This is a genomic window from Polaribacter sp. (assembly GCF_036480315.1).
Taxonomy (GTDB): Bacteria; Bacteroidota; Bacteroidia; order Flavobacteriales; family Flavobacteriaceae; genus Polaribacter.
In genome coordinates, this window is record NZ_JAZGGG010000068.1 from 1 (window position 1) to 23114 (window position 23114).

At 29.3% G+C, this 23114-nt stretch carries 23 protein-coding genes; 8 read left to right on the forward strand and 15 right to left on the reverse strand.

Going from position 1 to position 23114, the window contains the following annotated elements:
- Window positions 1–256 precede the first annotated feature (256 nt).
- Together V3V28_RS14470 and V3V28_RS14475 are read right to left on the reverse strand one after the other, a co-directional pair.
- On the reverse strand, window positions 257–1111 hold the full coding sequence (locus tag V3V28_RS14470) for an endonuclease/exonuclease/phosphatase family protein (RefSeq protein WP_331365724.1): 855 nt from the start codon (window positions 1109–1111) through the stop codon (window positions 257–259).
- Between the two features lie 109 nt (window positions 1112–1220).
- Window positions 1221–3428 carry an endonuclease MutS2 gene (locus V3V28_RS14475; protein ID WP_331365725.1) on the reverse strand — a complete coding sequence of 736 codons (2208 nt, stop codon included), beginning with the start codon at window positions 3426–3428 and terminating at the stop codon, window positions 1221–1223.
- 36 nt (window positions 3429–3464) lie between these two features.
- Here V3V28_RS14475 and V3V28_RS14480 point away from each other — a divergent pair, with 36 nt between their 5' ends.
- Complete coding sequence (locus V3V28_RS14480) at window positions 3465–4130, forward strand: uracil-DNA glycosylase (RefSeq protein ID WP_331365726.1); 666 nt, start codon at window positions 3465–3467, stop codon at window positions 4128–4130.
- 272 nt (window positions 4131–4402) lie between these two features.
- Here the strand turns inward: V3V28_RS14480 and V3V28_RS14485 are convergent, their stop codons facing one another.
- The 11 genes from V3V28_RS14485 to rlmD form a co-directional block, all read right to left on the reverse strand.
- The gene (locus V3V28_RS14485; protein WP_331365727.1) at window positions 4403–4543 is read right to left on the reverse strand and encodes a hypothetical protein; all 141 of its coding nucleotides are present in this window, start codon (window positions 4541–4543) and stop codon (window positions 4403–4405) included.
- A 19-nt stretch (window positions 4544–4562) separates the two neighbouring features.
- Window positions 4563–5423, reverse strand: a complete 861-nt coding sequence (locus V3V28_RS14490) for a substrate-binding domain-containing protein (protein ID WP_331365728.1) — start codon at window positions 5421–5423, stop codon at window positions 4563–4565.
- Complete coding sequence (locus V3V28_RS14495; protein ID WP_331365729.1) at window positions 5424–6293, reverse strand: nucleoside phosphorylase; 870 nt, start codon at window positions 6291–6293, stop codon at window positions 5424–5426.
- Window positions 6294–7238, reverse strand: coding sequence for a DUF1835 domain-containing protein (locus tag V3V28_RS14500; protein WP_331365730.1), 945 nt, complete (start codon window positions 7236–7238; stop codon window positions 6294–6296).
- Window positions 7239–7288: 50 nt separating this feature from the next.
- Window positions 7289–7612, reverse strand: coding sequence for a translation initiation factor (locus tag V3V28_RS14505; RefSeq protein WP_331365731.1), 324 nt, complete (start codon window positions 7610–7612; stop codon window positions 7289–7291).
- Between the two features lie 186 nt (window positions 7613–7798).
- Window positions 7799–8746, reverse strand: coding sequence for an isopenicillin N synthase family dioxygenase (locus V3V28_RS14510; RefSeq protein WP_331365732.1), 948 nt, complete (start codon window positions 8744–8746; stop codon window positions 7799–7801).
- A 59-nt stretch (window positions 8747–8805) separates the two neighbouring features.
- The gene (locus V3V28_RS14515; RefSeq protein WP_331365733.1) at window positions 8806–9510 is read right to left on the reverse strand and encodes a DUF6048 family protein; all 705 of its coding nucleotides are present in this window, start codon (window positions 9508–9510) and stop codon (window positions 8806–8808) included.
- Window positions 9491–9976 (reverse strand): DUF6452 family protein, encoded by a 486-nt coding sequence (locus V3V28_RS14520; protein WP_331365734.1) that lies wholly within the window; start codon window positions 9974–9976, stop codon window positions 9491–9493. Before V3V28_RS14520 ends, V3V28_RS14515 begins: the two co-directional genes overlap by 20 nt.
- 4 nt (window positions 9977–9980) lie before the next feature.
- Window positions 9981–10271 carry a 4a-hydroxytetrahydrobiopterin dehydratase gene (locus V3V28_RS14525; protein ID WP_331365735.1) on the reverse strand — a complete coding sequence of 97 codons (291 nt, stop codon included), beginning with the start codon at window positions 10269–10271 and terminating at the stop codon, window positions 9981–9983.
- Between the two features lie 14 nt (window positions 10272–10285).
- Window positions 10286–10540, reverse strand: coding sequence for a hypothetical protein (locus V3V28_RS14530; protein WP_331365736.1), 255 nt, complete (start codon window positions 10538–10540; stop codon window positions 10286–10288).
- A 67-nt stretch (window positions 10541–10607) separates the two neighbouring features.
- The gene (gene rlmD / locus V3V28_RS14535) at window positions 10608–12062 is read right to left on the reverse strand and encodes a 23S rRNA (uracil(1939)-C(5))-methyltransferase RlmD (RefSeq protein ID WP_331365737.1); all 1455 of its coding nucleotides are present in this window, start codon (window positions 12060–12062) and stop codon (window positions 10608–10610) included.
- A gap of 208 nt (window positions 12063–12270) precedes the next feature.
- Between rlmD and V3V28_RS14540 the strand changes: the two genes are divergently transcribed.
- The 4 genes from V3V28_RS14540 to V3V28_RS14555 all read left to right on the forward strand — a co-directional run bounded on the left by V3V28_RS14540 (window position 12271) and on the right by V3V28_RS14555 (window position 15258).
- Entirely contained in the window at window positions 12271–12831 is a 561-nt protein-coding gene (locus V3V28_RS14540; protein WP_331365738.1) for an RNA polymerase sigma factor, read from the forward strand.
- Window positions 12821–13198, forward strand: coding sequence for a DUF6768 family protein (locus V3V28_RS14545; RefSeq protein ID WP_331365739.1), 378 nt, complete (start codon window positions 12821–12823; stop codon window positions 13196–13198). The genes V3V28_RS14540 and V3V28_RS14545 overlap by 11 nt, the downstream gene beginning before the upstream one ends.
- A 259-nt stretch (window positions 13199–13457) precedes the next feature.
- Window positions 13458–14699, forward strand: a complete 1242-nt coding sequence (gene rocD, locus V3V28_RS14550) for an ornithine--oxo-acid transaminase (RefSeq protein ID WP_331365740.1) — start codon at window positions 13458–13460, stop codon at window positions 14697–14699.
- A 115-nt stretch (window positions 14700–14814) separates the two neighbouring features.
- Entirely contained in the window at window positions 14815–15258 is a 444-nt protein-coding gene (locus tag V3V28_RS14555; protein ID WP_331365741.1) for a hypothetical protein, read from the forward strand.
- Between the two features lie 64 nt (window positions 15259–15322).
- Here V3V28_RS14555 and V3V28_RS14560 read toward each other — a convergent pair whose 3' ends face one another.
- Together V3V28_RS14560 and V3V28_RS14565 are read right to left on the reverse strand one after the other, a co-directional pair.
- A complete protein-coding gene (locus V3V28_RS14560; protein ID WP_331365742.1) occupies window positions 15323–17920 on the reverse strand; it encodes an AsmA-like C-terminal region-containing protein in 2598 nt (865 codons plus the stop codon).
- 129 nt (window positions 17921–18049) lie between these two features.
- Window positions 18050–18373 carry a YbaB/EbfC family nucleoid-associated protein gene (locus V3V28_RS14565; protein ID WP_331365743.1) on the reverse strand — a complete coding sequence of 108 codons (324 nt, stop codon included), beginning with the start codon at window positions 18371–18373 and terminating at the stop codon, window positions 18050–18052.
- 69 nt (window positions 18374–18442) lie between these two features.
- On the opposite strand from V3V28_RS14565, the gene V3V28_RS14570 reads away from it, so the two are divergent.
- From V3V28_RS14570 to V3V28_RS14580, 3 genes are all read left to right on the forward strand, one after another.
- On the forward strand, window positions 18443–20626 hold the full coding sequence (locus V3V28_RS14570) for a S9 family peptidase (protein WP_442957533.1): 2184 nt from the start codon (window positions 18443–18445) through the stop codon (window positions 20624–20626).
- 123 nt (window positions 20627–20749) lie between these two features.
- Window positions 20750–21748, forward strand: coding sequence for a PLP-dependent cysteine synthase family protein (locus V3V28_RS14575; RefSeq protein WP_331365744.1), 999 nt, complete (start codon window positions 20750–20752; stop codon window positions 21746–21748).
- Window positions 21749–21832: 84 nt separating this feature from the next.
- Window positions 21833–23080 carry an aminotransferase class I/II-fold pyridoxal phosphate-dependent enzyme gene (locus tag V3V28_RS14580; RefSeq protein WP_331365745.1) on the forward strand — a complete coding sequence of 416 codons (1248 nt, stop codon included), beginning with the start codon at window positions 21833–21835 and terminating at the stop codon, window positions 23078–23080.
- Window positions 23081–23114: the final 34 nt, after the last annotated feature.

Consider the following 23114-nt stretch of genomic DNA (forward strand, 5'->3'; position numbering starts at 1 on the left):
GACTTTTTTTCTTTTAAAAGAGTCTCAATTTGAACTCTTTCTTTGCGTGTAAGTCGTCTATGTTTTTTTACTTCCATTTTACAAATCTATTATTTTAGATTTGTTGCGTTGAGTTATTGAATGGAGGGAATATTAGATTGGAGTTCGCTAACGGGTTTGTGTATGATTTCGTTGCGTGTTTCAGTAACTAATTTAGTAAACAAAAACGAACCAGAGGAAATTCCGAAGGAATTTCCAAGTAGGCTAGAACTAGCAATTAATTATATACGTTGTTTGCAGTAGTATTTTTAATTTCAACAAGTACTGGGATATGATCTGATATACAAAGATTATTTACCCGTTTATCGTCTATATGGCGATAACTTAAAACAGTGATGTTTTTTGTAAAAATATAATCAATTCTTTTCTTTATTTCTAAACAATTATTAAATCCATTGAAAGTACCTAATGGTCCATAAAATTTTTTTAAAGAATTTTTAAAACCATAATCTAATTTTTTGCTAAATATTGCAACAGGTTCTGACATGGGTGTAGAGTTTAAGTCTCCCATTACAATAACGACAGCATTATTTAACTTGTACTCAATAATCTTTTCCAAAATTAATTTTGCTGCCTTTTTTCTAGCTTTTACTCCAATATGGTCAAAATGGGCATTAAAAATGTGAATTGAATCATTCGTTAATTTATTTTTGAATTTTCCATATGTACAAATCCTTGGCAAAGCTGCATCCCACCCAATTGAAATTTTATTAGGTCTATTAGAAAGCCAAAACGTGTTTTGAGTAATTAACTCAAATTTTGTGATATCATAATAAATAGCACTATATTCTCCTTTTTTACTGCCATCTCTACCAACTCCTATATATTTATAATTCGATGTATTCTTTTGTATAAAATCTACTTGCTTATACAAACCTTCTTGTATCCCCAAAAAATCAGGGTGATAATATTCTATGAGACCAGCAACTTCATTTTTTCTGTTTTCCCATGAATTTTCATTATCACTTGGGTTATCATATCTTATGTTGTATGACATAATTGAAGTCTGCCCTAATAAGATCAAAGGAAATATTTGAGCTAAAAATAATAACGTATAAATATATTTCTTCATTTTTTTTTATTACAGCTAACGTTAACACGAATATGACGTCGTTTTAATGACTTATATTCGTAGTTAGCGAAGTTCGGTTTTTTTAGAAGAAAATCAAGGGTGAAAATACCTATTTTTTAGCTTTTTCTACCAATTCCAATTTGTTAACGGTAGTTTTTGTTGTAAAGAATCCGTAGTTAATAGTAACCTTCTTTTTGTCTATTCTATCAATAGTACCAACAGCATTAGAATCTATAATTTTAACTTTATCATTTATATTATAAACGTATTCAGATTTTTCTTTAGCAACTTTTGCTGCCACAATTTTCTTTTCTTTTCTAACTTCAATAACTTTTTCTAAAACCTCTTTTTCAACCTTTTTAATAGTATCTTGAATTTGTTTTTCAACAACTTTTGCTTTCTGTTTTTGAGTTTTAGTCTTAAGTTTTAAAGGGTTTTTTTTAGCAAACCTTACTTTTTCATCAACTACCCATTTGTTAAAATTAGCATTTAATTCCTTTTTATTGTTGGTCTGAAAGTACTTATTCAGCAATTCATTAGTTTTTCTTCCTAAAGAAAGCATCTTTTGGTTTTGGTCATACAATTCTTGAAAACCTGCCAATTTAGATTGAATTTTATCTTCTTTTTCTTGCAAACTGTCTAAATGCTCTTTTCCTTTCGATTTTTGTTTCTCAAGATGGTCAGAGTTTTTCTGAAGTCTACTGCGTTCTTTTTGTAAGTTAGAAATGGTTTTGTCTAAACGAATTTTTTCAGTTTCAACACGCTTTTTTGCTTTGTTAATCAAACTAAAAGGGATTCCGTTTTTCTGTGCTACTTCGAACGTAAAAGAACTTCCTGCCTGGCCAATAAATAATTTATACAAAGGCTCTAAAGAACGTTCATCAAACTGCATGTTGGCGTTAGAGACGTTTTCTAATTCGCTGGCTAATACTTTTAAATTAGAGTAGTGGGTTGTAATAATTCCGAATGCTTTTTTGTAATAAAACTCTTCCAAGAAAATTTCTGCCAATGCGCCACCTAATTCAGGATCAGAACCTGTACCAAATTCATCAATTAAAAATAACGTATTTTCACCACATCTTCGTAAAAAATTACGCATATTTTTTAATCGATAGCTATAAGTACTTAATTGGTTTTCAATAGATTGATTGTCTCCAATATCTGTTAGAATCGTATCAAAAATATAGGTTTCACTACGTTCGTCTACTGGAATTAGAATTCCGCTTTGTAACATAATTTGTAATAAACCAATAGTTTTTAAAGTAATACTTTTTCCACCAGCATTCGGTCCAGAAATAACAATAATTTGTTGTTTTTCATCTAGTCGAATGGTTTGCGGAATGGTTTCTATTTCTTGCTGCTGATTTTTTCTCCATAAAATAGGATGCACAGCATTTTTGAAATATATCTTTTTTACTTTGGAAATTTTTGGCAGAATAGCATTCATTTCTACTGCATATTTTGCTTTTGCGCCAACAACATCAATATGTGTTAAATACCAAATGTATTGCTCTAATAAAGGCGTAAACGGACGAATAGTAGTTGCTAAATCTCTTAAAATTTTAACAACTTCTTGTTTCTCTTCGTAAATAAAATTTTGATACTCTCTAGAATAAGAAAGTGTTGCTTGTGGTGCTATATAAACAATGTTACCAGATTTTGAAGCGCCTAATAAGCTACCAGCTACTTTTTTTCTATACATGGCAGAAACTGCTAAAACACGCTGATTGTCTACTACGGTTTCTTTTATATCATCTAAATAACCAGAAGCAATAGATTTACTTAAAGCACTCGAAAAACTGGCGCCAATTTTTCCACGAACATGGTTTATGTCTTTTCTAATCTGTTTTAATGCTTGTGAAGCGTTGTTTTTAACTTCACCAGAAATTTCAATAATTTTCTTTATTTCATCATCTACAGAAGTTGTAAACTCTATTTTTTGAGAAAGTTTAAAAAATGTAGGAAACTGAACTTGAAATTTCTTGAAAAACTTAATCAGTTCATTTACAGTTAAAGAAGTCGTTGCAATCTTTAAATAGGCATCTGTTTCTATAAAACTGTTTTCAATAGCTAAACGTTTTATCTTTTCTGTAACATTATCAAAACCATGATTGGGAAGGCTATTCTCACTTTCAAAAGAAGAAACATATTCATTTACCAAATGTAATTCAGTAAAAAGTTGTTCTTTATTAGCTATCGGCTGAATTTCTCTAACGTTTTCTTTCCCTAAACCAGAAATACAATGTTCTGCAACGTGTTGTAAAACCGTTGAAAATTCTAAATCTTGTAATGTTTTATCTGATATATTTGTTCTCAAATTTGTAATTTTGATTTCCTACAAAAATAACAAACAATGGAGCTAAAAATAGCCGATAGCTGGAAAAATATTTTACAACATGAATTTGATAAAACATATTTTAAAGATTTAACCAATTTTGTAAAGTTAGAATATAAAAACCACCAATGTTTTCCAAAACAAGAAGACATTTTTGCTACTTTTAATTTTTGCTCTTTAGATGATTTAAAAGTGGTAATTATTGGTCAAGATCCATATCATGGTGAACATCAAGCAAACGGATTGTGTTTTTCTGTTCAAGATGGAATTAAACATCCACCATCATTAAAAAACATTTTTAAAGAAATATCTACAGATCTAGAGCAAGAAATTCCACAAAGTGGAAATTTAGAAAAATGGGCAAAGCAAGGAGTTTTATTGTTGAATGCTACATTAACTGTTAGGGCACATGAAGCTGGTAGTCACCAGAAAAAAGGTTGGGAAACTTTTACGGATAGCGTTATTAAACAAATTTCTAATAAAAAAGAAAATGTGGTTTTTTTACTTTGGGGAAAGTTTGCAGAGAGTAAATCTATATTAATAAATTTAGATAAGCATACAGTTTTTACTGCTCCGCATCCATCTCCATTAGGTGCTTGGCGAGGTTGGTTTGGAAGTAAACATTTTTCTAAAACGAATATTTTTTTAGAAGGAATAGGAGAGAAGGCTATTGATTGGTATTAATGGTTCTCGATATGATTTTTTCGTTTCTCAAAAATCACTCGAACTGACAGTATTCTTTGTCTTTTTAATAAACCTAATGTCACTTCGAGTGAAATTTTTATTTTTCAAAAATTTTGTATTGAGAAGTTGTTTCATTTTTTATAGACAAAGCTTTTAAAATCGAGAATTTGTGGCAAATCTAACAACAATTTCAGTTGCTGAAATAATTTAAGCACAAAAAAAATCCGCTAAAAAGCGGATTCATTGAATTTGAAATTAAGAATCAAGTTGATTTAAGTTAAATCTACTTGATTTAATGTTGTTTGAATAGTTGTTGTATTGTCTGCTAAACCACAAGATTTAGAAGTACTTCTACAAGAAGAAAAACACATAATTCCTAAAATACAAACTGCAATAAATACTACTTTTTTCATTGGTAATGGTTTTAAAAATTTAAATGTACATATTTTTTATAAAATCTGCAGAGTTTTTCTTCTTTTTGATAACGTTAAAACGCATCATTTTATTTTGAATACGTGTAATTAAATTTTTAGTGATGGGTTTTCCGTCATTCCATTTGGTTATTTTCAACCATTTTTGAATGTCTTCTAATTGTTGTTCGTATCTAATAGATAGCGTGTTATCTATGTTTTTAATGCTTTTAAAATTGGCAGTTTGATTATTTATAATATCTAAAACTTTTTTAACTTCGTTAAAATTATTTTCTAAAACTTCATTTCTAACTGCAATAACAAAACATGGCCAAGGTGTTGGGCAATCATCTACCCTTCTAAAAATACCATTGTCTACTAACGGTTTTGTGGTAAAATGTTCCCACATAAAATAATCTGCTTCTCCGTTTGTAAGTGCATCAATACCACCTTGTAAATTACCAATTACTTTAAATTTTAGGTTTTTAACATTCCAGCCTTGGTTGTGTGCATTTACAATTGCCATTAAATGAGAACCAGAACCAAATCTACTAATTGCAATAGTTGCATGTTCTAAATCTTTAATTTTTTTAAATTTAGATTTTGCACCAACATGAATACCCCATATTAAAGGTGTTTTTACAAAAGTTTGTACAATTTTAGAAGGGTTTCCATCAGCAATATCTTTTATAATACCTTCGGTTAAAACAATAGCAATATCTACATCACCATTTCTTAAAGCCTTACACATTTGCCCGGTTCCACCATAGAAATCTTTCCAACGAAGATTTATGTTTTCTTTAGTGTACTCTTTATTTTTTAAGGTTAAATACCAGGGATAATTAAAGTGTTCTGGTACACCACCTACTTTTAAATCAAACATTTATTCTGCTATTTTTTCTAAAGTATATATTATTAAATCTGCAACAACTTTACTTGGGTTTTTACTAAAAGTACCATTTGCTCTATTGGCAATTATGGCATTCATAGAAATTGCATTGTGGCCTAATAATTTAGACAATCCGTAAATTGCAGAAGTTTCCATTTCTAGATTTGTAATTCTATGTGTATTGTATTGAAAACTATCAATTTTATTATTCAATTCAGCATCTTGTAAACCTAAACGTAAAATTCTTCCTTGTGGGCCGTAAAAACCACCTGCAGTTGCAGTTATACCTTTATAGATTTTCTCGGATGTTAATTTATTTTCTAAAACCTTGCTGTTTTTTATAATAATAGGATGCGCTTTTTTAGTACTCCAGTTAGTATGTTTTACAAAAGCATTTTCTATTTTTAAATTTGAAATTTCATCAATTTGATAGGAGTGAAGTAGTCCGTTTAAATCTAAACCATGCGAACTCATTAAAAAAGAATCTACCGGAATATCACTTTGTAAAGAACCAGAAGTACCAATTCTAACAATGTTTAAAGAAGTTAATTTAGATTTTGGTTGTCTTGTTTTTAAATCGATGTTAAAAAGCGCATCTAATTCGTTTAAAACAATGTCAATATTGTCCGGCCCAATTCCTGTTGAAATAACAGAAATCCTTTTTCCCTTATATGTTCCTGTAGAAGTTTTAAATTCACGCTTTTGTGTTGTAAAGTCAATAGAGTCAAAGTGTGCTGTAACTTTTTCGACTCTATCTTGATCACCAACAAAAATAATATTTGCGGCAATGTTTTCTGGTTTTAAATTTAGATGATATATACTTCCATCTGGATTTAAGATAAGTTCAGAATTTTTTATAGACATTTAAGATGTAATTTGTAGCAGTTTTTTAGTTTCGTTCTGAAATAGAAAACTGTATTTTTTAGAGCCGCCAAGATACGAAATATCATTACGTAATTGACCGTAAAAATTAACTTGATTATCTAAAACCTGTTTTCCTTTTTTAGAAATATAAACAGGATTAAAAGAAGAAAATAAGTTTTGAAGGTTGTTTATTTTGTGTTCGTACTGTAAATCGCCAAAACCGTATACTTCCTGCTCTTTTAAAAGTTGATGAACCAACTCATCTTTTGAGGTAAAGCGATGATTATTTGCAGTTTTAAGAATATTGTTTTCAATAGTGTTTAAACCATTTTTTATGGAAGGAAAACGCTGTAAATGGGCTTCTAATGCAGTAGCTAGATATGTAAAAGGAGATGTTGATTTAAATTTGTAGACAGTTTCTAAACGTAAAGGACTGTCTGAACAATACAATTGCCATATATAATCTGCGTATTCAATATCGTCTTGGTTTAAATCAATTCTGTTTTTAAAATGATCGGTAATTTGTTCTTCGGAAAGTTCAGATAAACCGAACATTTTGTTAGAATTTTCTACTTTTCCACTACAAACTAGAGAAATATGATATCCTTTTCGATACCGTTTTAACCAACTTATTACAGCAAGCATGTTAATTTGGCAGAATAAATCGTGTTCAAACCAAAGAACAATTTCTTTTTGTTCTTTCTTATTACACAGGTTTCTGTATTCTTTAACGGTGTAATTAATAAATTTTTGTTTGCTTACTTTGTATGTGGATTTAAAAAAATCGAAACGATTTTTCCAGAATTTCTCACTTCCAACATCTGTAGTAGTTTTACCTTCACATAACATTTCTCGCCAAGTTATAAAATCTCCTGAAAAATGTAATTTTTGAAGGTAATTAGTTGTGGTGTCTCCGTTTGTGATGTGTAAAATTGAATTCCCCATAATTTAAAAACAACGTTTAATGTTCTTTTTTATTGCTTTGATTAGAAAAATTATCCTCCAACACGTTTTACTTTAAATCCTTTTTCAATTAACATGGCCATTATTGTATCCCTATAATCACCTTGAATAATTATTTTATCGTCTTTAAAACTACCACCAACAGAGAGCTTTGTCTTAATTTCTTTGGCTAGAATTTTAAAATCTGAAGTAGCGCCAGTATATCCTTCTAGAATAGTAATTGGCTTTCCTTTTCTTTTTTCGTATTTACAAATAATTGGGTCTTTTTGCATCCAAATATTCGATTTTTCTTTAACTACAGTTTTTGTTTCTTTATGTTCTGGAAACAAGTTTTTTAATTGGTCTTTGAAATCCATATTAGCCCCTTTTAATTTCCCCAAAGGGGAAAAACTCATGCTTTATACTTACTCATATTAAAATGAGTTGTAATTAATATTTATTTTACTTTTAAAAAAGCGATTTACTTGCAAATAATATTTATATAAATAAATATCCACAAACTTGCTAGTTCCTTACATTTAGGAAGGTTAGGATGGGCTCTTTTATTTTTTCAATCCTAATTCACGTAAACGTTCATCCAAAAATTCTCCAGCTGTAATATCATCAAACTTTTTTGGGTTTTTTTCATCGATACAATTTTCTAAAACATCTAATTTCATATCAGAAACTGGGTGCATAAAAAACGGAATTGAATAACGAGAAGTTCCCCACATTTCTTTTGGCGGATTTACGACTCTATGAATGGTAGATTTTAATTTGTTGTTACTATGACGAGATAACATATCGCCCACATTAATCATTAATTCATCTGGTTCAGCCATGGCATCAATCCAATCGCCTTTATGGTTTTGTACTTGTAAACCTTTTCCTTGCGCGCCCATTAATAAAGTAATTAAATTAATGTCTCCATGAGCAGCAGCTCTTTCAGCTCCTTTTGGTTCAGTTTGTATTGGTGGATAATGAATAGGTCGTAAGATACTATTCCCGTTTTTAATATAATTATCAAAATAAGTTTCTTCTAAATCTAAATGTAAGGCTAAAGAACGCAATACGTATTTTGCTGTTTTTTCTAGCATTTGGTAAGTTTCTTTACCAATTTCATTAAACTTTGCTAATTCGTTTACGGTAACATTTTCTGGGTATTCATTGGTGTATTTAGAATTTTTATCTACATATTGTCCGAAATGCCAGAATTCTTTTAAATCACCTTCTTTTTTGCCTTTTGCAGACTCTTTCCCGAAAGAAACATAACCTCTTTGTCCACCTATTCCTGGGATTTCATATTTTTCTTTAGTCTCTGTTGGTAACTCAAAAAAGTTTTTAATTTCTGAATATAAATTACTTACTAATTTATCATCTAAAAAGTGACCTTTTAGAGCTACGAATCCTATGTTTTCATAAGCGTGACCAATTTCTGCAATAAACTTTTGTTTTCTGTTTTTATCATTAGATAAAAAATCGGCTAAATTTACGCTAGGTATTTTATTCATATTAAATTGTTTTAATAAAATGGAGGTTAAATTTACAAAAAATAAATAAGTGTTACTTTTTATTTTTTAGTAAAAGGAATTAAATAAGAAAGTGTGTAGTTAAAACCAAATCCAGAATTAGTCTCAAAGATTCTGTTAAAGCCTGGTGAGTATAACGTTTTAAAGTTTTCAGGGTCTTTTACACTCATTAAAACTTTGTAAGAAACACTAAAACTAACAAATAAATTATTTAGAGTTTCCACTTTAATACCCATTATAAATTCTGACCAATGGGCATTTAAACCACTTGTGGTTTGCGGAACTGTAAGTGTATTTGCTGGAAAATAAAGAGTATTTACATTTGGTGTGTAAGAATTTAAAGTTTGGTCGAATAAACTGAACCCATATCTATAGCCTAAAGATATTTCGTTATTCATATCTAACCAATTCTCATAGGCGTTATAATTAAAACCTAATCTAATATAACTCCCTTTTGCGGTAGAATTTGTATAATCTTCTGCATTTGTTTCTTCTTCATAACCCAGTTCTGCGGCTACATAAAATCGTTTAGAAATTCTATAATCTCCCACAATTTCAAAGCCGCTATAACCTCCATCAATAGCAGATAAAATAGGTTTACTAATGTCTGCACCTATACGCAAACCGTATTTAGATTTGTAAACAAGAGTATCTTTTACCGTTTCCTTTTTAAATGTTTTTTTGTCTTGTGAAAATCCATCAACAAAAACAAAAAGAAAACAAATGCTAATGAAATATTTGTACATGTGCTTCATCTTGGTTGTCTATGGTGGTTAATGTTGTTGGCGTAAAATCGAGAATCCAACTGTTATCCGTACTAAAAGAAACGTCATTAAAAATAACTTTGTAACCACAAGAACGAGATACATATTCTTCTTGTGGAGTATAGTTAATGGTTAAAGTTGCTATTTTATTGTTTACTTTTTTTCCATCGATATTATTTATCTTTAAATGATAGATAGTTTGCGTAGCTAAAGTATTTAAAGGAATAAAAATACTGTCTTTTCTTTGACTTATATATGTTTCTAAAGTGTCTTTACCTTCTGCCCAAACAGATAAACGTTGTGCACTTTTTAAAGTTTCCCTATTTGTATTATTGTAAAAACTTAATACCAATTGTGGTGTAACCGGATTTTGAACACAGAAATCATCTTTTTCGCAAGCGGAAAATAGGATAACAAAAAAGGAAATAAATAACAATGTTTTTTTCATAAAGCTACTCTTCAACTTCAACAATTATATTGATAGCGGTTGCCAATTTAAAATCTAACTCTGTAACACCATCTGCATCATGTGTAGTTAATTTAATGTCTAAAGTATTGTAAACATTTGCCCATTCTGGATGATGGTTTAAAGCTTCGCATTCGAAAGCAATTCGATTCATTGCAGACATACAATCTTTAAAGTTATCGAATTCAAAATCTGTATGTAAAGCATCATCATAATACTCCCAGTCCACGAGGTTTTCTAACTTTTTATTTATTTCGAATTCTGAAAGTTTTTTCATTATTTTGATCAATTTTACAAGTTATTGTTTTTACCAATTAGATTAATAGAATCAGTTTTTTTTGGTGTGTTTTTAATCAGCCTTAATCCTAGTTGAAAAAAAATAAATGCAATTATTAAAAATAAAAAAGAACCAATTGCATAGCCCACTAAATAGCCAAAATTATCAGAATAGAATTCGTTTAAAATTTTTGGTAATTGTAATAAAAAACCAATACAAAAAATTAAAGATATTAATATAAAAATAATTCCAAAAACCTTCTTAAGCATTTTACAAATATATTAAATGAAAATTCAATCAATAAATAAAGTTTTCATAAATTTGATAAAGAATTCTTTACTCTTTCTCAAACAAAACAACAGTTTCAATATGACTTGTATGAGGGAACTGATCTACCAAACTAATTTTTTTAATTATGTAACCAGCTTCAGCTAACAATTCTGTATCTCTTGCTTGTGTTGCAGGGTTACAAGAAACATACACCATTCTGTCTGCATTTAAGTTAATGATTTTCTGCAACGTTTTTGGTGCAATACCCGCTCTTGCAGGATCTAAAATAATCGTTTTTATTTTATTTTGATATTCTGGATGTGCAATTAAAAACTTACCAACGTCTGCTGCATAAAACTTTAAGCCATCTATATTATTTCTTTTTGCGTTCTTTTCTGCGTCTTCTATAGCTGAAGCAACAATATCTACGCCTACTATTTTTGCGTTTTTAGATTTTGAAGCCACAATTTGACCAATAGTTCCTGTACCACAAAACAAATCCATAACCACAGTGTTGTCTACTTTAGATTTGTCTTCTAAAACATACTCTACTACTTTATTATATAGTTTTTCTGCACATTTTGGGTTTGTTTGAAAAAAGCTTTTCATGCTGATTTCAAAATTTAAACCTAATAATTCTTCAACAATTTTATCTTTTCCATAAACTAAATCAATGCTACCAGAAGTTGCAATGGTTCTATCGCCAGTTTCATCATTAATAGTATGTAATAAACCAGCTAAACGATTTCCAAAAATACCTTTTAGAAAATCTGCGAATTTGTTTAAATCAAAATTTGGTAATTCTGGTGAAGTAGTTACTAAATTACATAACAATTCATCTGTTTTAAAAGATTTTCTCACCACAAAATAACGAAAGAAACCTGTTTTTTTGGGTCCATGCCAAGGTTCTAAACCTGTTTCTATACAATATTGACGAATGTTTTTTAGGTTGTCTTCCATCTGTTTGTCAAACAAACCAGAATCTTTCTCAAGATTATCTCCCATCCACCAAACACCACGTCTTTTAAAACCCAATGTAAATTCGTCTTTATCTGTTTTATTTAATCTGTCATAACCAATGGCAGAAAAACCATACTCCATTTTATTTCTATAATGAAATACATTTGGCGAGGTTACAAACTCGTCGAATAAATCTTCTATATTTTCTACTTTACCAATTCTTTTGAATAATGAAAGTGTACTTTCTTTTTTATATTTATGCTGTAATTCAATAGGTAATTGAATGTAAGGCGCACCAGGAATATCTTGAAAAGGAACTTCAACTTCATCTTCTGATGGTTCTAAAACATCTATTAACTTTGCTTCTGCGTAATTTTTACTAGATTTATTAATCTGTGCTTTTACCAATTGGCCAGGTAAAGTATTCGGTACAAAAACAACAAAACTTCCATCTTCGGAATGTATTCTTGCAATTCCTTTTCCTCCAAAAGCGTAATCTTCAATTTTTAATTCTAAAACTTGATTCTTCTTTACAAATTTGTTTCGTTCTCTACGTGGCATTTTAAATATTTTAGGATTGCAAAATTAAGGAATTTGAGGTCTTATATTGACGAAAACGCCAATAATAATTGATATATCTTTAATCGAAAATAATTTTCCGAGGCTTTTGCCTTGGATTTCTATTAAAATTGTCATTCCCGTGAAAACAGGAAACAAAAAATAAAATGAACCTTTTCGTTTTTCTCTCGTCTATGGTGTGTAATCGATTATGAACAAAAATAAAATTCTTTCTGACGCAATTTTGATTGAAAGATATCAAAAAGGAGATAAAAAAATGATCTCTTTTTTGATAAAAAAATGGCATTTACAGTTTTGTAATTTCGCTTTTTGGATTGTTAAAGATGCCGATTTAGCGAAAGATATTGCACAAGAAAGTTGGACAATTATTATAAATAAATTAGACAATTTAAAAGAACCAGAGAAATTTAAAAGCTGGGCAATTAGTATAGTAAATAGAAAAGCTATTGATTTTTTAAGAGCAAAACAAAGAGAACAAAACAAACTGCAAAGCCTTTATTTTGATAGTAAAACAGAAAATATAGCTTTAGAAGTTAATGATAACTCGGTTTTGAAACAGAAACTTGCAAGTGCAATTAGAAAACTATCTATTGAACAACAAATGGTTGTTAAGTTATTTTATATTGAAAATTACACGTTAAAAGAAATTAGTAAAATTTTAAAGATTTCTATTGGTACCACAAAATCGAGATTATTTCATGCAAGAGAAAAATTAAAAACAAAATTAAAACATATAAATTATGAAAAATAATAAAGAAGAAATAGACAAATTAATTAAAGAAACATTAACGCAAGAAGAAGCAAGATTTTATGATGAATTAGAGGAACAGAATATTTTTAGAAAAGTTTTAGGTATATTTAAAGGTAAAAACGCTTTTATTTCTATTATAATGAATATTACAAACATTATCGTTTTTGGATTCTTTATTTACTGTATAGTTCAAGCTTTTGATGTTGAAAATACGAATGAGCTTATTTTATGGGTTGGCGCAACAATTCTCTGTTTCATTACAATGAGTATGATAAAAATATTCTCTTGGATGCAAATGAATAAAAATGATTTATCAAGAGAAATTAAGAGGTTAGAGTTGTTGGTTACTGCAAATTCCACTAGATAAATAACTTGTGTTTTAGATTCTCTATCTGCGTTAGTGATTGAACGATTTGTTTGAGCTCTTTTGAGGTACGAAAAAAGCGAGTAGTGAAAGCGCGACCCATAGGTAACGCCCAAATAAAACTTTATTTTCTAAAAATAAATTTACTACTTTTGTGAAACTTCGAGGATGATTTCTTTCCCACGCTGAATTTCTGAAACTTCAGAAGGATAAAGGTAGAACAGGAATGTTTTTTTAATATAAACATTTAAAGTAATTAAAAATGGCTGTTTTAAACAAGTTAACATCGCAAGAAGCGATAGAATTAGAGAACAAATTTGGTGCACACAACTATCATCCACTTCCTGTGGTTTTGAGTAAAGGTGAAGGTGTATACGTTTGGGATGCAGAAGGTAAAAGATATTATGATTTTTTATCTGCTTATTCTGCTGTAAATCAAGGACATTGTCATCCGAAAATTGTGGATGCAATGGTAAATCAAGCAAAAAAGTTAACACTTACTTCTCGTGCATTTTACAATGACGTTTTAGGTAAGTATGAGAAATTTGCTACCGAACTTTTTGGTTTTGACAAATTATTACCAATGAATACTGGTGCAGAAGCTGTAGAAACTGCTTTAAAACTTGCTAGGAAATGGGCGTATGAAGTAAAAGGAATTGATGAAAATAAAGCAGAAATAATTGTTTGTGAAAATAATTTTCATGGAAGAACAACGACTATTATATCTTTTTCTAATGATCCTGTTGCTAGAAAGAATTTTGGACCTTATACAGATGGATTTATAAAAATTGAGTATGATAATTTACAAGCTTTAAAGGAAACTTTAGAGAGTAGTACTAATATTGCTGCATTTTTAGTAGAACCAATACAAGGTGAAGCGGGTGTTTATGTACCTTCTGAAGGTTATTTAGCTGGCGCACAAGAATTATGTACTAAACATAATGTGTTATTTATTGCAGATGAAGTGCAAACAGGAATTGCTAGAACGGGTAAAATGTTAGCAGTAGATCATGAAAATGTACAACCAGATGTTTTAATTCTTGGAAAAGCTTTGAGTGGAGGCGCGTATCCTGTTTCTGCTGTTTTGGCAAATGATAACATTATGAATGTTATTAAACCAGGAAATCATGGTTCTACATTTGGTGGAAACCCAATTGCAGCTGCTGTTGCAATTGCTGCGTTAGAAGTTGTTGCAGATGAAAAATTAGCAGAAAATGCGGAAGCTTTAGGTCAAATATTCAGAAATGAATTAGCAGAATTTGCAAAAACAACAGATTTAGTATTATCAGTTAGAGGTAAAGGGTTGTTAAATGCTGTTTTAATAAACGATTCTGAAGATAGTTCTACTGCTTGGGATATTTGTATGAAACTTCGTGATAACGGATTATTAGCAAAACCAACGCATGGAAACATTATTCGTTTTGCACCACCTTTAGTTATGACTGAAGAACAATTAATGGATTGTATTGCAATTATTAAGAACACAATTTCTGATTTTAAGTAGGAAGAAATTATTAGAATAAAACCTTTAGTCACGAATTCACTAAATTAATTTTGTGTACTCGTGGCTTTTTTATTTACTTTTGAGAACAAACTATTACTAACAAAACTATATTACTATGGAAAACCCAATTACAGAATTAGAACTATTAACATTAAATGGTCGCTCAAAAAGTTATTTAAGAGAAACGGCTAAATGGTCTCAATTTTTAGCTATCATTGGTTTTGTTGGTATTGGATTGATGATTGTTTTTGCACTTTTTGCAGGAACTATTTTTAGTGCAATACCACAAGCACAAGCAATGCCTTTTGATTTAGGAATTGTAATGACAATTACTTATTTAATTTTAGCGTTATTATATTTTTTACCAGTTTATTATCTGTATCAGTTTTCAAGTAAAATGAAAACAGCTTTATTAACAAAAAATGATGAGACTTTATCTGATGCTTTTGAAATTTTAAAATCTCATTATAAGTATGTTGGTGTTTTTACAATTATAATTTTATCATTATATGCTTTAGCTTTTGTTTCTTTAATATTTGTAGGAGCTTTTGCATCATAATTAAACCACTTTGTGTAAAAAAAAAGGAAGCCGATAAGCTTCCTTTTTTACGTTTTATACACAACTAATTTTTCTTTGTAGTATCTTTTTTCCTATTTCCGAAAAGGCCGTCTAAAAGCCCTTTAATTTTACCTTTTGTGTCATCTTTTGTTTTTGTGGAATCTTTTTTAGTTCCTAAACCTAACAAATTGTTTAGCTTATCCTTTCCTTGATTTATAAGACTTTGCTTCTGCTTTTCAATTATATCTTTCATTAAATTAGAAGTAGCATCTTTAATGTTTGATGAAAAATTTGGACTACCAAAACTGCCTGTTAAGGTTCCTTTTACTGGAACATTTTTCACTGATGCTGCATCTTTAGGTGTTAATTTTGCAATTAAATTAGTAACATCTGTACCTAGATATTTTACAGGAACATCAAAAACAATATCATAATTCATTTTATTATCAAAACTATGGTTTCCTGATATTTCAATACCAATATCTTTATATTTTAAAGGAATTGGTTTTACATTAACTTGTCCGTTTTCAAATGATAATAGAGCATTTATTCCGTCTAAATTTAGTTTATCAGTATCCAAAAAAGAAAGTTTATCTCCTAATAAAGTAAGTACTTTAGAATTACTTCCATTTAGTTTTGGGTTTAATAATTTCCCGAATAAATCTCCCGAAATTGTTGCTAAATCAGGGCTCATGTTTTCATCTAAATCACCAGAAACTTTTATGGTTGAATTTATTTTACCTTCAATTGTTTTTGCTATTGGTGCAATTGCTTTTAGCATTTCTAAACTTGTAAAAGAATCTGAAATATTTAACTCTTTTAAGTTTAAATCCATATTAAATTTAGAAGTTTCTCCTTTGGTAGAAACCTTTCCGCTAAAACCTATATTTCCACCAAAAATATCAGTTTTTAGGTTTTGCAAGTTTACGGTTTCATCTTTAATAAAAACATTTCCAGAAACATTAGATAATGTAATATTATCATATAGAACTGTTTTTGCTTTTGCTTTCAATTTGATATCTAAAAATATTGGAATCTTTAATTTCCCTTTTTTGGTTTTTTCACCTTTTACAGTTTCTGTAGAAAGAAAATCTGCTACTTTTAAGTTGTTAGAATTCAAATCAAAATTTCCTTTTAAGACTTGATTTTTAAATAAAAACCCATAGAAATTGTTTAAATTTCCTTTAAGAGAAATATCTGAAGTTCCTGTTTTTGCTTTAAACTCTTTTAGTTTTATGGAATTGGTATTAAATGTGATGGAAGTTTTATCAATTAAAAACTGGTTTGCAACATCTTTACCATCATATTTAAAATTATTTAAAGAGACATTTCCAGCATTTTTTATATGCTGATATTTTTCTTTTTCAACAGAATTCATATCAAAATTTGTAGAAATATCTGCTTTTAAAATTCCTGCTAACTCGTTTTCTAATTTTACAGGATATACTTTGCAGATGTTTGCCAAATTAATAATCCCTTTGACAGCAATATTCACAGCTGGGTTTGTAGTAATATTTCTAATATTTCCGTTTGCAGAAAAAATATCTTCATCAATTTTAAAATTTAATTGATTAATAGCTACATAAGTATCTTTTATGTTTCCGGTTTTGTTAATTATTTTAGAATCTATGTTAATATTTTTTACGGATTTTGGTAAATCTGCATATTTAAAAAGTGCATTTTTAGATGAAAATGAAACATCAAAAGTAGGAATTGTAGTTTCTGATAAAGTTCCTTTTACAAAGCCATTTAAATCAAAATTACCTTTAGTAGTTATCGATTTTAAATTGCCAGAATATTGTGCTGGTAAAAGTGCCAACGCATTTTTAAAAGATGAAGATGGTGTTTTAAAACGAATGTCATACAATTGGTTTTCATCAATCAGTTTAATAAAGCCATTAAACTCTAATGGCAATTGATTTATAAAACCTTTGTTTTCCTTAAAAGTAAATTTTGAATTTTTTAAATCCATTTCTAAAACAGCATCCAAAGAAATAGAAACATTATTTAGGTAATTAATTTTATCTAAATCAAAAGAAATTTTTGCTGTAGATTTTGTGTCTAAATCTAAAACTTCATTCGAAAAATTCCCTTTTCCTGTATGATAAATACTATCTAATTGTAATTCAGTGTTAGAACTTTCATCTAAATAATTAAATTGAATATTATCAACTTTGTAATCTTGAATGTTAAAAGAAAAAGAGCTGCTATTTTGTGTGTTTTCTGGAGTGTTACTCTTTAAAGCAATGTCATAATTAGCAATAGCATCTTTATTAAAAACGATGTTTACTTTTCCGTTAGAAGTAGAAATACTTTTTAAATTGATCGTTTCATTCGTGTTTTTAAAAAGTTCGGTAATTTTCATGTCTAAATTCAATGATTTTGCATGATATAATGTATCTCCTAAAAATGGTTCTTTATTAATAACTAAAACATCATTAACAGCTAAACTTGCTAATGGAAAACTTCTAAAGAAACTTAAATCAGCTTCTTTAAATGTAACCGTTGCGTTTACATTATTATTAATAGTATTTGTAACCATTTGTACTATTTTGTCTTTAAACAAGTACGGAATAGAAACTAAAGTAATTAATAAAATGATTAGTATAGAAACACTCCATTTAAAAATTCTTTTTAGAATTGTTTTTTTCTCTTTACTCATGTGCTCTTTACTATAATTTATAAAAAGCAAAAACACCTCTTTCACAGAGTTGTTTTTGTTTAAATGTTGTTAAAAATAACTCAATAAACTTAACAGTTAATTATCGAAAATATGATATTAAGTAGTAAATTATTTAAACATATCCATTCCTGGTATATTTGGCATTCCTGCTTTTGCGGCAACCGCCATTTCGTTTTCATTAATTTTAGAAGCTTTCTCAATGGCTTTATTTAAAGTAAGAATTAAATAATCTTCTAATTCTTCTGCATCAGAAAGTAAAGATGTATCAATAGAAATTGCTTTTATCTCTCTATTAGCGGTTAAAGTTACCTTAATTTTATTGTCAGCAGAATTTTCATCAACCAAAACAGAATTTAATCTTATTTTTGTTTTTTCTACTTCTTGTTGTGCTTCTTTAAGCTTATTCATCATTCCAGATACGTCTCCAAACATGGTTCTTTTATTTTAAATTTAATTGGTTGTAAAATTAGTAAATTTAGTGAGAACTCAAATCATTTAAAAATGAGAAAGATATTTATCTCTTTGATGGTATTAAGTCTTATTTTAGCAGCCGCTTGTAAAAATAAAATAATGAAAAGTACAGATTCAAAAATACCAGTTGCAGAGAAGCAACCAACTAAATTAGAGAAACACGGAGACGTAAGAATCGATAATTATTTTTGGATGCGTTTATCTGATGAACAAAAACTTTCTGAAGTAAAAGACGAACAAACTCAAAATGTAGTAAATTATTTAGAAGAAGAAAATGCGTATTATGATGACCTAACTAATTATACCAAAGATTTTCAAGAAAAATTATTCGAAGAAATGAAAGGTAGAATTAAAGAAGATGATTCTTCTGTACCTTATAAAGATAATGGTTATTTTTATATTACTCGTTTTGAGAAAGGAATGCAATATCCTATTTACAGCAGAAAAAAAGGCAATTTAGAAGCAAAAGAAGAAGTTCTTTTTAATGTAAATGATGAGGCAAAAGGTTTCGATTATTTTCAATTAGGTGGTTTAAATATTTCTACGGATAATAAATTAACAGTTTATGCAACAGATACAGTAAGTAGAAGGCAGTATTCTTTACGAATTAAAAACCTAGAAACAGGTGAAGTTTATAAAGACGTTATAGAGAATACAACAGGTGGTTCTGTTTGGGCAAATGATAATAAAACTATTTTTTATACAAAGAAAAACCCAGAAACATTAAGAAGTGAGAAAATTTTTAGACATGTTTTAGGAACACCAACTTCTGAAGATGTAGAAGTTTATCATGAAAAAGACGATACTTTTGGAACGTATGTTACCAAATCTAAATCTGATAAATATATTATTATTGGTTCTCATAGCACGGTTTCTACAGAAGCTCAATATTTAGATGCAGACAACCCTACCGGAGAATTTACAATGATTCAAGCTCGAGAACGTGATTTAGAATATAGTGTTTCGCATTTTGAAGATGATTTTTATTTATTGACAAATAAAGACAATGCTATCAATTTTAAGTTGATGAAAACACCCATTTCTAAAACAGAAAAAGAAAATTGGGTAGATGTAATTTCGCATAGAGATGATACTTTATTAGAAGATTTTTCAATATTTAAGGAATATTTAGTTTTAGAAGAACGAACAAACGGTTTAAATAAAGTTCGTATAAAACGTTGGGATAAAAAAGAAGATTACTACTTACCTTTTAATGAAGAAACGTATTCTGTTGGCGTATATGCTAACCCAGATTTTGATACAAATATCATAAGATATTCTTATAATTCAATGACAACTCCTGCATCTGTTATCGATTTTAATATGAGCGATAAATCTAAAGATGTTAAAAAAGAACAAGAAGTTTTAGGAGGGGAATTTCAAAAAGAAAACTATAAAAGCGAACGCGTTTGGGTAACGGCAAGAGATGGTGAAAAAGTAGCTGTTTCTTTGGTGTATCATAAAGATACAGAATTGAATGCAGAAACTCCTTTGTTACAATATGCGTATGGTTCTTATGGTTATACAATTCCAGATGGTTTTTCTACAACCCGTTTAAGTTTGTTAGATAGAGGATTTGTATATGCTTTAGCACATATTAGAGGGAGTGAATATTTAGGAAGAAACTGGTATGAAGATGGTAAAATGTTAAACAAAATGAATACGTTTAACGATTTTATAGATTGTTCTAAACATTTAATAGAAAAGAACTATACATCTGCAAATCATTTATACGCAATGGGTGGTTCTGCTGGTGGATTGTTAATGGGTGCAATTGTAAATATGAATCCTGAATTGTATAACGGAATTATTGCTGCTGTTCCTTTTGTAGATGTAATTTCTACAATGTTAGATGATTCAATTCCCTTAACAACAGGAGAATATGACGAATGGGGAAACCCAAACGACAAAGAATATTATAATTACATAAAATCATATTCACCTTATGATCAAGTTAAATCTAAAGAATATCCTAATATATTAGTAACTACTGGTTATCATGATTCACAAGTGCAATATTGGGAACCTGCAAAATGGGTTGCTAAACTTCGTGAATTAAAAACAGATAACAAATTATTATTATTACATACTAATATGGAAGCGGGTCATGGTGGTGCTTCAGGTAGGTTTGAGGCTTTAAAAGAAACCGCAAAAGATTATTCTTTCTTTTTAGCTTTGGAAGATAAATTAGAGACAGATTTAATTAAGCCATAAAATCAATTTTATATTTCAGATTGATGATGTACTTTTGCATCTGTTAAAAAGAAAATTTCACAAATTATAATTACTGATTTTAGTTTAGTTATTTAATTTGTGAGGTTTTTATGAAAAGATAGAATGACTAGAAATCACGGAATAAATAATAGTATTTTAGATTTAGTGGGAGAAACTCCACTAATAAGACTTCATAAAATTACTAAAAAATTAAAAGGCTCTTATTTTGCTAAAATTGAGGCTTTTAATCCAGGTCATTCTGCAAAAGATAGAATTGCATTGCATATTATTAATGACGCAGAAAAAAAAGGAATCCTTAAAAAAGGTGCAACAATTGTAGAAACTACTTCTGGTAATACTGGTTTTAGTATTGCAATGATTAGTTTGGTAAAAGGCTATAAATGTATTTTAGCAGTTAGCGATAAATCTTCTCAAGATAAGATAGAATTACTAAAAATAATGGGCGCAGAAGTGCATGTTTGCCCTGCAAATGTGCCACCCGAAGACCCAAGATCTTATTATGAAGTTGCAAAAACTATTCATAAAAAAACTAAAAATTCAGTTTATATAAATCAATATTTTAACGAATTAAATATTGAAGCTCATTATAGAACTACTGGTCCAGAAATTTGGGAACAAACGAAAGGGAAAATCACACATTTGGTAGTTGCAAGTGGAACTGGAGGAACTATTTCAGGAACCGGAAAATACTTAAAAGAGCAAAACCCTAATATTAAAATTTTAGGAGTTGATGCTATTGGTTCGGTATTAAAAAAATACCATGAGACTGGTGAACTCGATTTAAACGAGGTAAGTCCTTATAAAATTGAAGGTTTAGGTAAGAATCTAATTCCTACTGCAACAGATTTTGATGTTATTGATGTTTATGAAAAAGTTTCTGATAAAGATGCTGCTATGCAAGCAAGAGAAACTTTAAAAAAAGAAGGACTTTTCTGTGGATATACTACAGGTGCAGTTGTACAGGCAACCAAACAATATGCAGCTTTAGATATGTTTGATGAAAACAGTTTTGTTGTTCTAATTTTTCCAGATCATGGTTCTAGATATCTTAATAAAATCTATAGTGATACTTGGATGCAAGCGCAAGGTTTTTTAGACTAGAAAAAGACTTTATTTCTCCTAATTAACCAATTGTTAAAACTATTAAATTTTTCTACCTTTGCTATCTTCAAAAAAGATGAAAAAATGGCGATAGATTTATTTGATAGAATAATAAAAGATAAGGGCCCGTTAGGTAAATGGGCTAAACAAGCTGAAGGATATTATGTATTTCCAAAGTTAGAAGGACCTATTTCTAATAGAATGTCTTTCAACGGAAAAAAAGTAGTTACTTGGAGTATTAACGATTATTTAGGATTGGCAAATCATCCTGAAGTTTTAAAAGTTGATGGAGAAGCTGCTGCAGAACACGGAATGGCTTATCCAATGGGAGCTAGAATGATGTCTGGTCATACTAAATTTCATGAGCAATTAGAAGTTGAATGCGCAGAATTTGTTGAGAAGGACGCTGCTTATTTAGTAAACTTTGGTTACCAAGGAATGGTTTCTGCAATAGATGCTTTAGTTTCAAAAGATGATATTATTGTTTATGATATGGATACACATGCGTGTATTATAGATGGTGTTCGTTTACATTCTGGAAAACGTTTTGTATATCGTCATAACGATATGGAAAGTTTTGAAAAAAACATAAAACGTGCTAAAAGAATGGCAGATAAAACTGGTGGAGGAATTCTTGTGATTTCTGAAGGAGTTTTTGGAATGCGAGGAGAACAAGGTCGTTTAAAGGAAATAGTTTCTTTTAAAGAAGAATATAACTTTAGACTTTTAGTTGACGATGCGCATGGTTTTGGAACTTTAGGAGTTGATGGGAAAGGAACGGGAGTAGAGCAAGGTATACAAGATGAAATTGATGTATATTTTGCAACTTTTGCAAAATCTATGGCTGGTATTGGTGCTTTCTTTGCAGGAAATAAAGATGTAATTCAATTTTTACAATACAATATGCGTTCTCAAATGTTTGCAAAATCATTGCCAATGGCTATGGTCAAAGGAGCATTAAAACGTTTAGATATGTTACGTACAATGCCAGAATTAAAAGCAAAATTGTGGGAAAACACAAATGCTTTACAATCTGGTTTAAGAGAAGCTGGTTTCGATTTAGGAACTACGCAAACGTGTATAACTCCAGTGTTTTTAAAAGGAGATATTCCAGAAGCCATGGCAATGGTGAATGATTTACGTGAAAATCACGGTATCTTTTGTTCTATTGTTGTGTACCCAGTAATACCTAAAGGATTAATCATATTAAGATTAATACCTACAACTACGCATACTCAAGAAGATATAGATGAAACAATTACTGCTTTTTCTGCAATTAGAGAATTGTTAGAAAATGGTACTTATAAAAAGGTTGCAGCTTCAATGATGTAATTTTAAATTGAATTTATAACAAAAAAACCAGCAT

Coding starts and splice junctions, on each gene's coding strand:
- V3V28_RS14470 (WP_331365724.1), bottom strand. CDS start 1,111: ATGAAGAAATATATTTATACGTTATTATTTTTAGCTCAAATATTTCCT.
- V3V28_RS14480 (WP_331365726.1), top strand. CDS start 3,465: ATGGAGCTAAAAATAGCCGATAGCTGGAAAAATATTTTACAACATGAA.
- V3V28_RS14485 (WP_331365727.1), bottom strand. CDS start 4,543: ATGAAAAAAGTAGTATTTATTGCAGTTTGTATTTTAGGAATTATGTGT.
- V3V28_RS14490 (WP_331365728.1), bottom strand. CDS start 5,423: ATGTTTGATTTAAAAGTAGGTGGTGTACCAGAACACTTTAATTATCCC.
- V3V28_RS14495 (WP_331365729.1), bottom strand. CDS start 6,293: ATGTCTATAAAAAATTCTGAACTTATCTTAAATCCAGATGGAAGTATA.
- V3V28_RS14500 (WP_331365730.1), bottom strand. CDS start 7,238: ATGGGGAATTCAATTTTACACATCACAAACGGAGACACCACAACTAAT.
- V3V28_RS14505 (WP_331365731.1), bottom strand. CDS start 7,612: ATGGATTTCAAAGACCAATTAAAAAACTTGTTTCCAGAACATAAAGAA.
- V3V28_RS14510 (WP_331365732.1), bottom strand. CDS start 8,746: ATGAATAAAATACCTAGCGTAAATTTAGCCGATTTTTTATCTAATGAT.
- V3V28_RS14515 (WP_331365733.1), bottom strand. CDS start 9,510: ATGTACAAATATTTCATTAGCATTTGTTTTCTTTTTGTTTTTGTTGAT.
- V3V28_RS14520 (WP_331365734.1), bottom strand. CDS start 9,976: ATGAAAAAAACATTGTTATTTATTTCCTTTTTTGTTATCCTATTTTCC.
- V3V28_RS14525 (WP_331365735.1), bottom strand. CDS start 10,271: ATGAAAAAACTTTCAGAATTCGAAATAAATAAAAAGTTAGAAAACCTC.
- V3V28_RS14530 (WP_331365736.1), bottom strand. CDS start 10,540: ATGCTTAAGAAGGTTTTTGGAATTATTTTTATATTAATATCTTTAATT.
- rlmD (WP_331365737.1), bottom strand. CDS start 12,062: ATGCCACGTAGAGAACGAAACAAATTTGTAAAGAAGAATCAAGTTTTA.
- V3V28_RS14540 (WP_331365738.1), top strand. CDS start 12,271: ATGAACAAAAATAAAATTCTTTCTGACGCAATTTTGATTGAAAGATAT.
- V3V28_RS14545 (WP_331365739.1), top strand. CDS start 12,821: ATGAAAAATAATAAAGAAGAAATAGACAAATTAATTAAAGAAACATTA.
- rocD (WP_331365740.1), top strand. CDS start 13,458: ATGGCTGTTTTAAACAAGTTAACATCGCAAGAAGCGATAGAATTAGAG.
- V3V28_RS14555 (WP_331365741.1), top strand. CDS start 14,815: ATGGAAAACCCAATTACAGAATTAGAACTATTAACATTAAATGGTCGC.
- V3V28_RS14560 (WP_331365742.1), bottom strand. CDS start 17,920: ATGAGTAAAGAGAAAAAAACAATTCTAAAAAGAATTTTTAAATGGAGT.
- V3V28_RS14565 (WP_331365743.1), bottom strand. CDS start 18,373: ATGTTTGGAGACGTATCTGGAATGATGAATAAGCTTAAAGAAGCACAA.
- V3V28_RS14570 (WP_442957533.1), top strand. CDS start 18,443: ATGAGAAAGATATTTATCTCTTTGATGGTATTAAGTCTTATTTTAGCA.
- V3V28_RS14575 (WP_331365744.1), top strand. CDS start 20,750: ATGACTAGAAATCACGGAATAAATAATAGTATTTTAGATTTAGTGGGA.
- V3V28_RS14580 (WP_331365745.1), top strand. CDS start 21,833: ATGGCGATAGATTTATTTGATAGAATAATAAAAGATAAGGGCCCGTTA.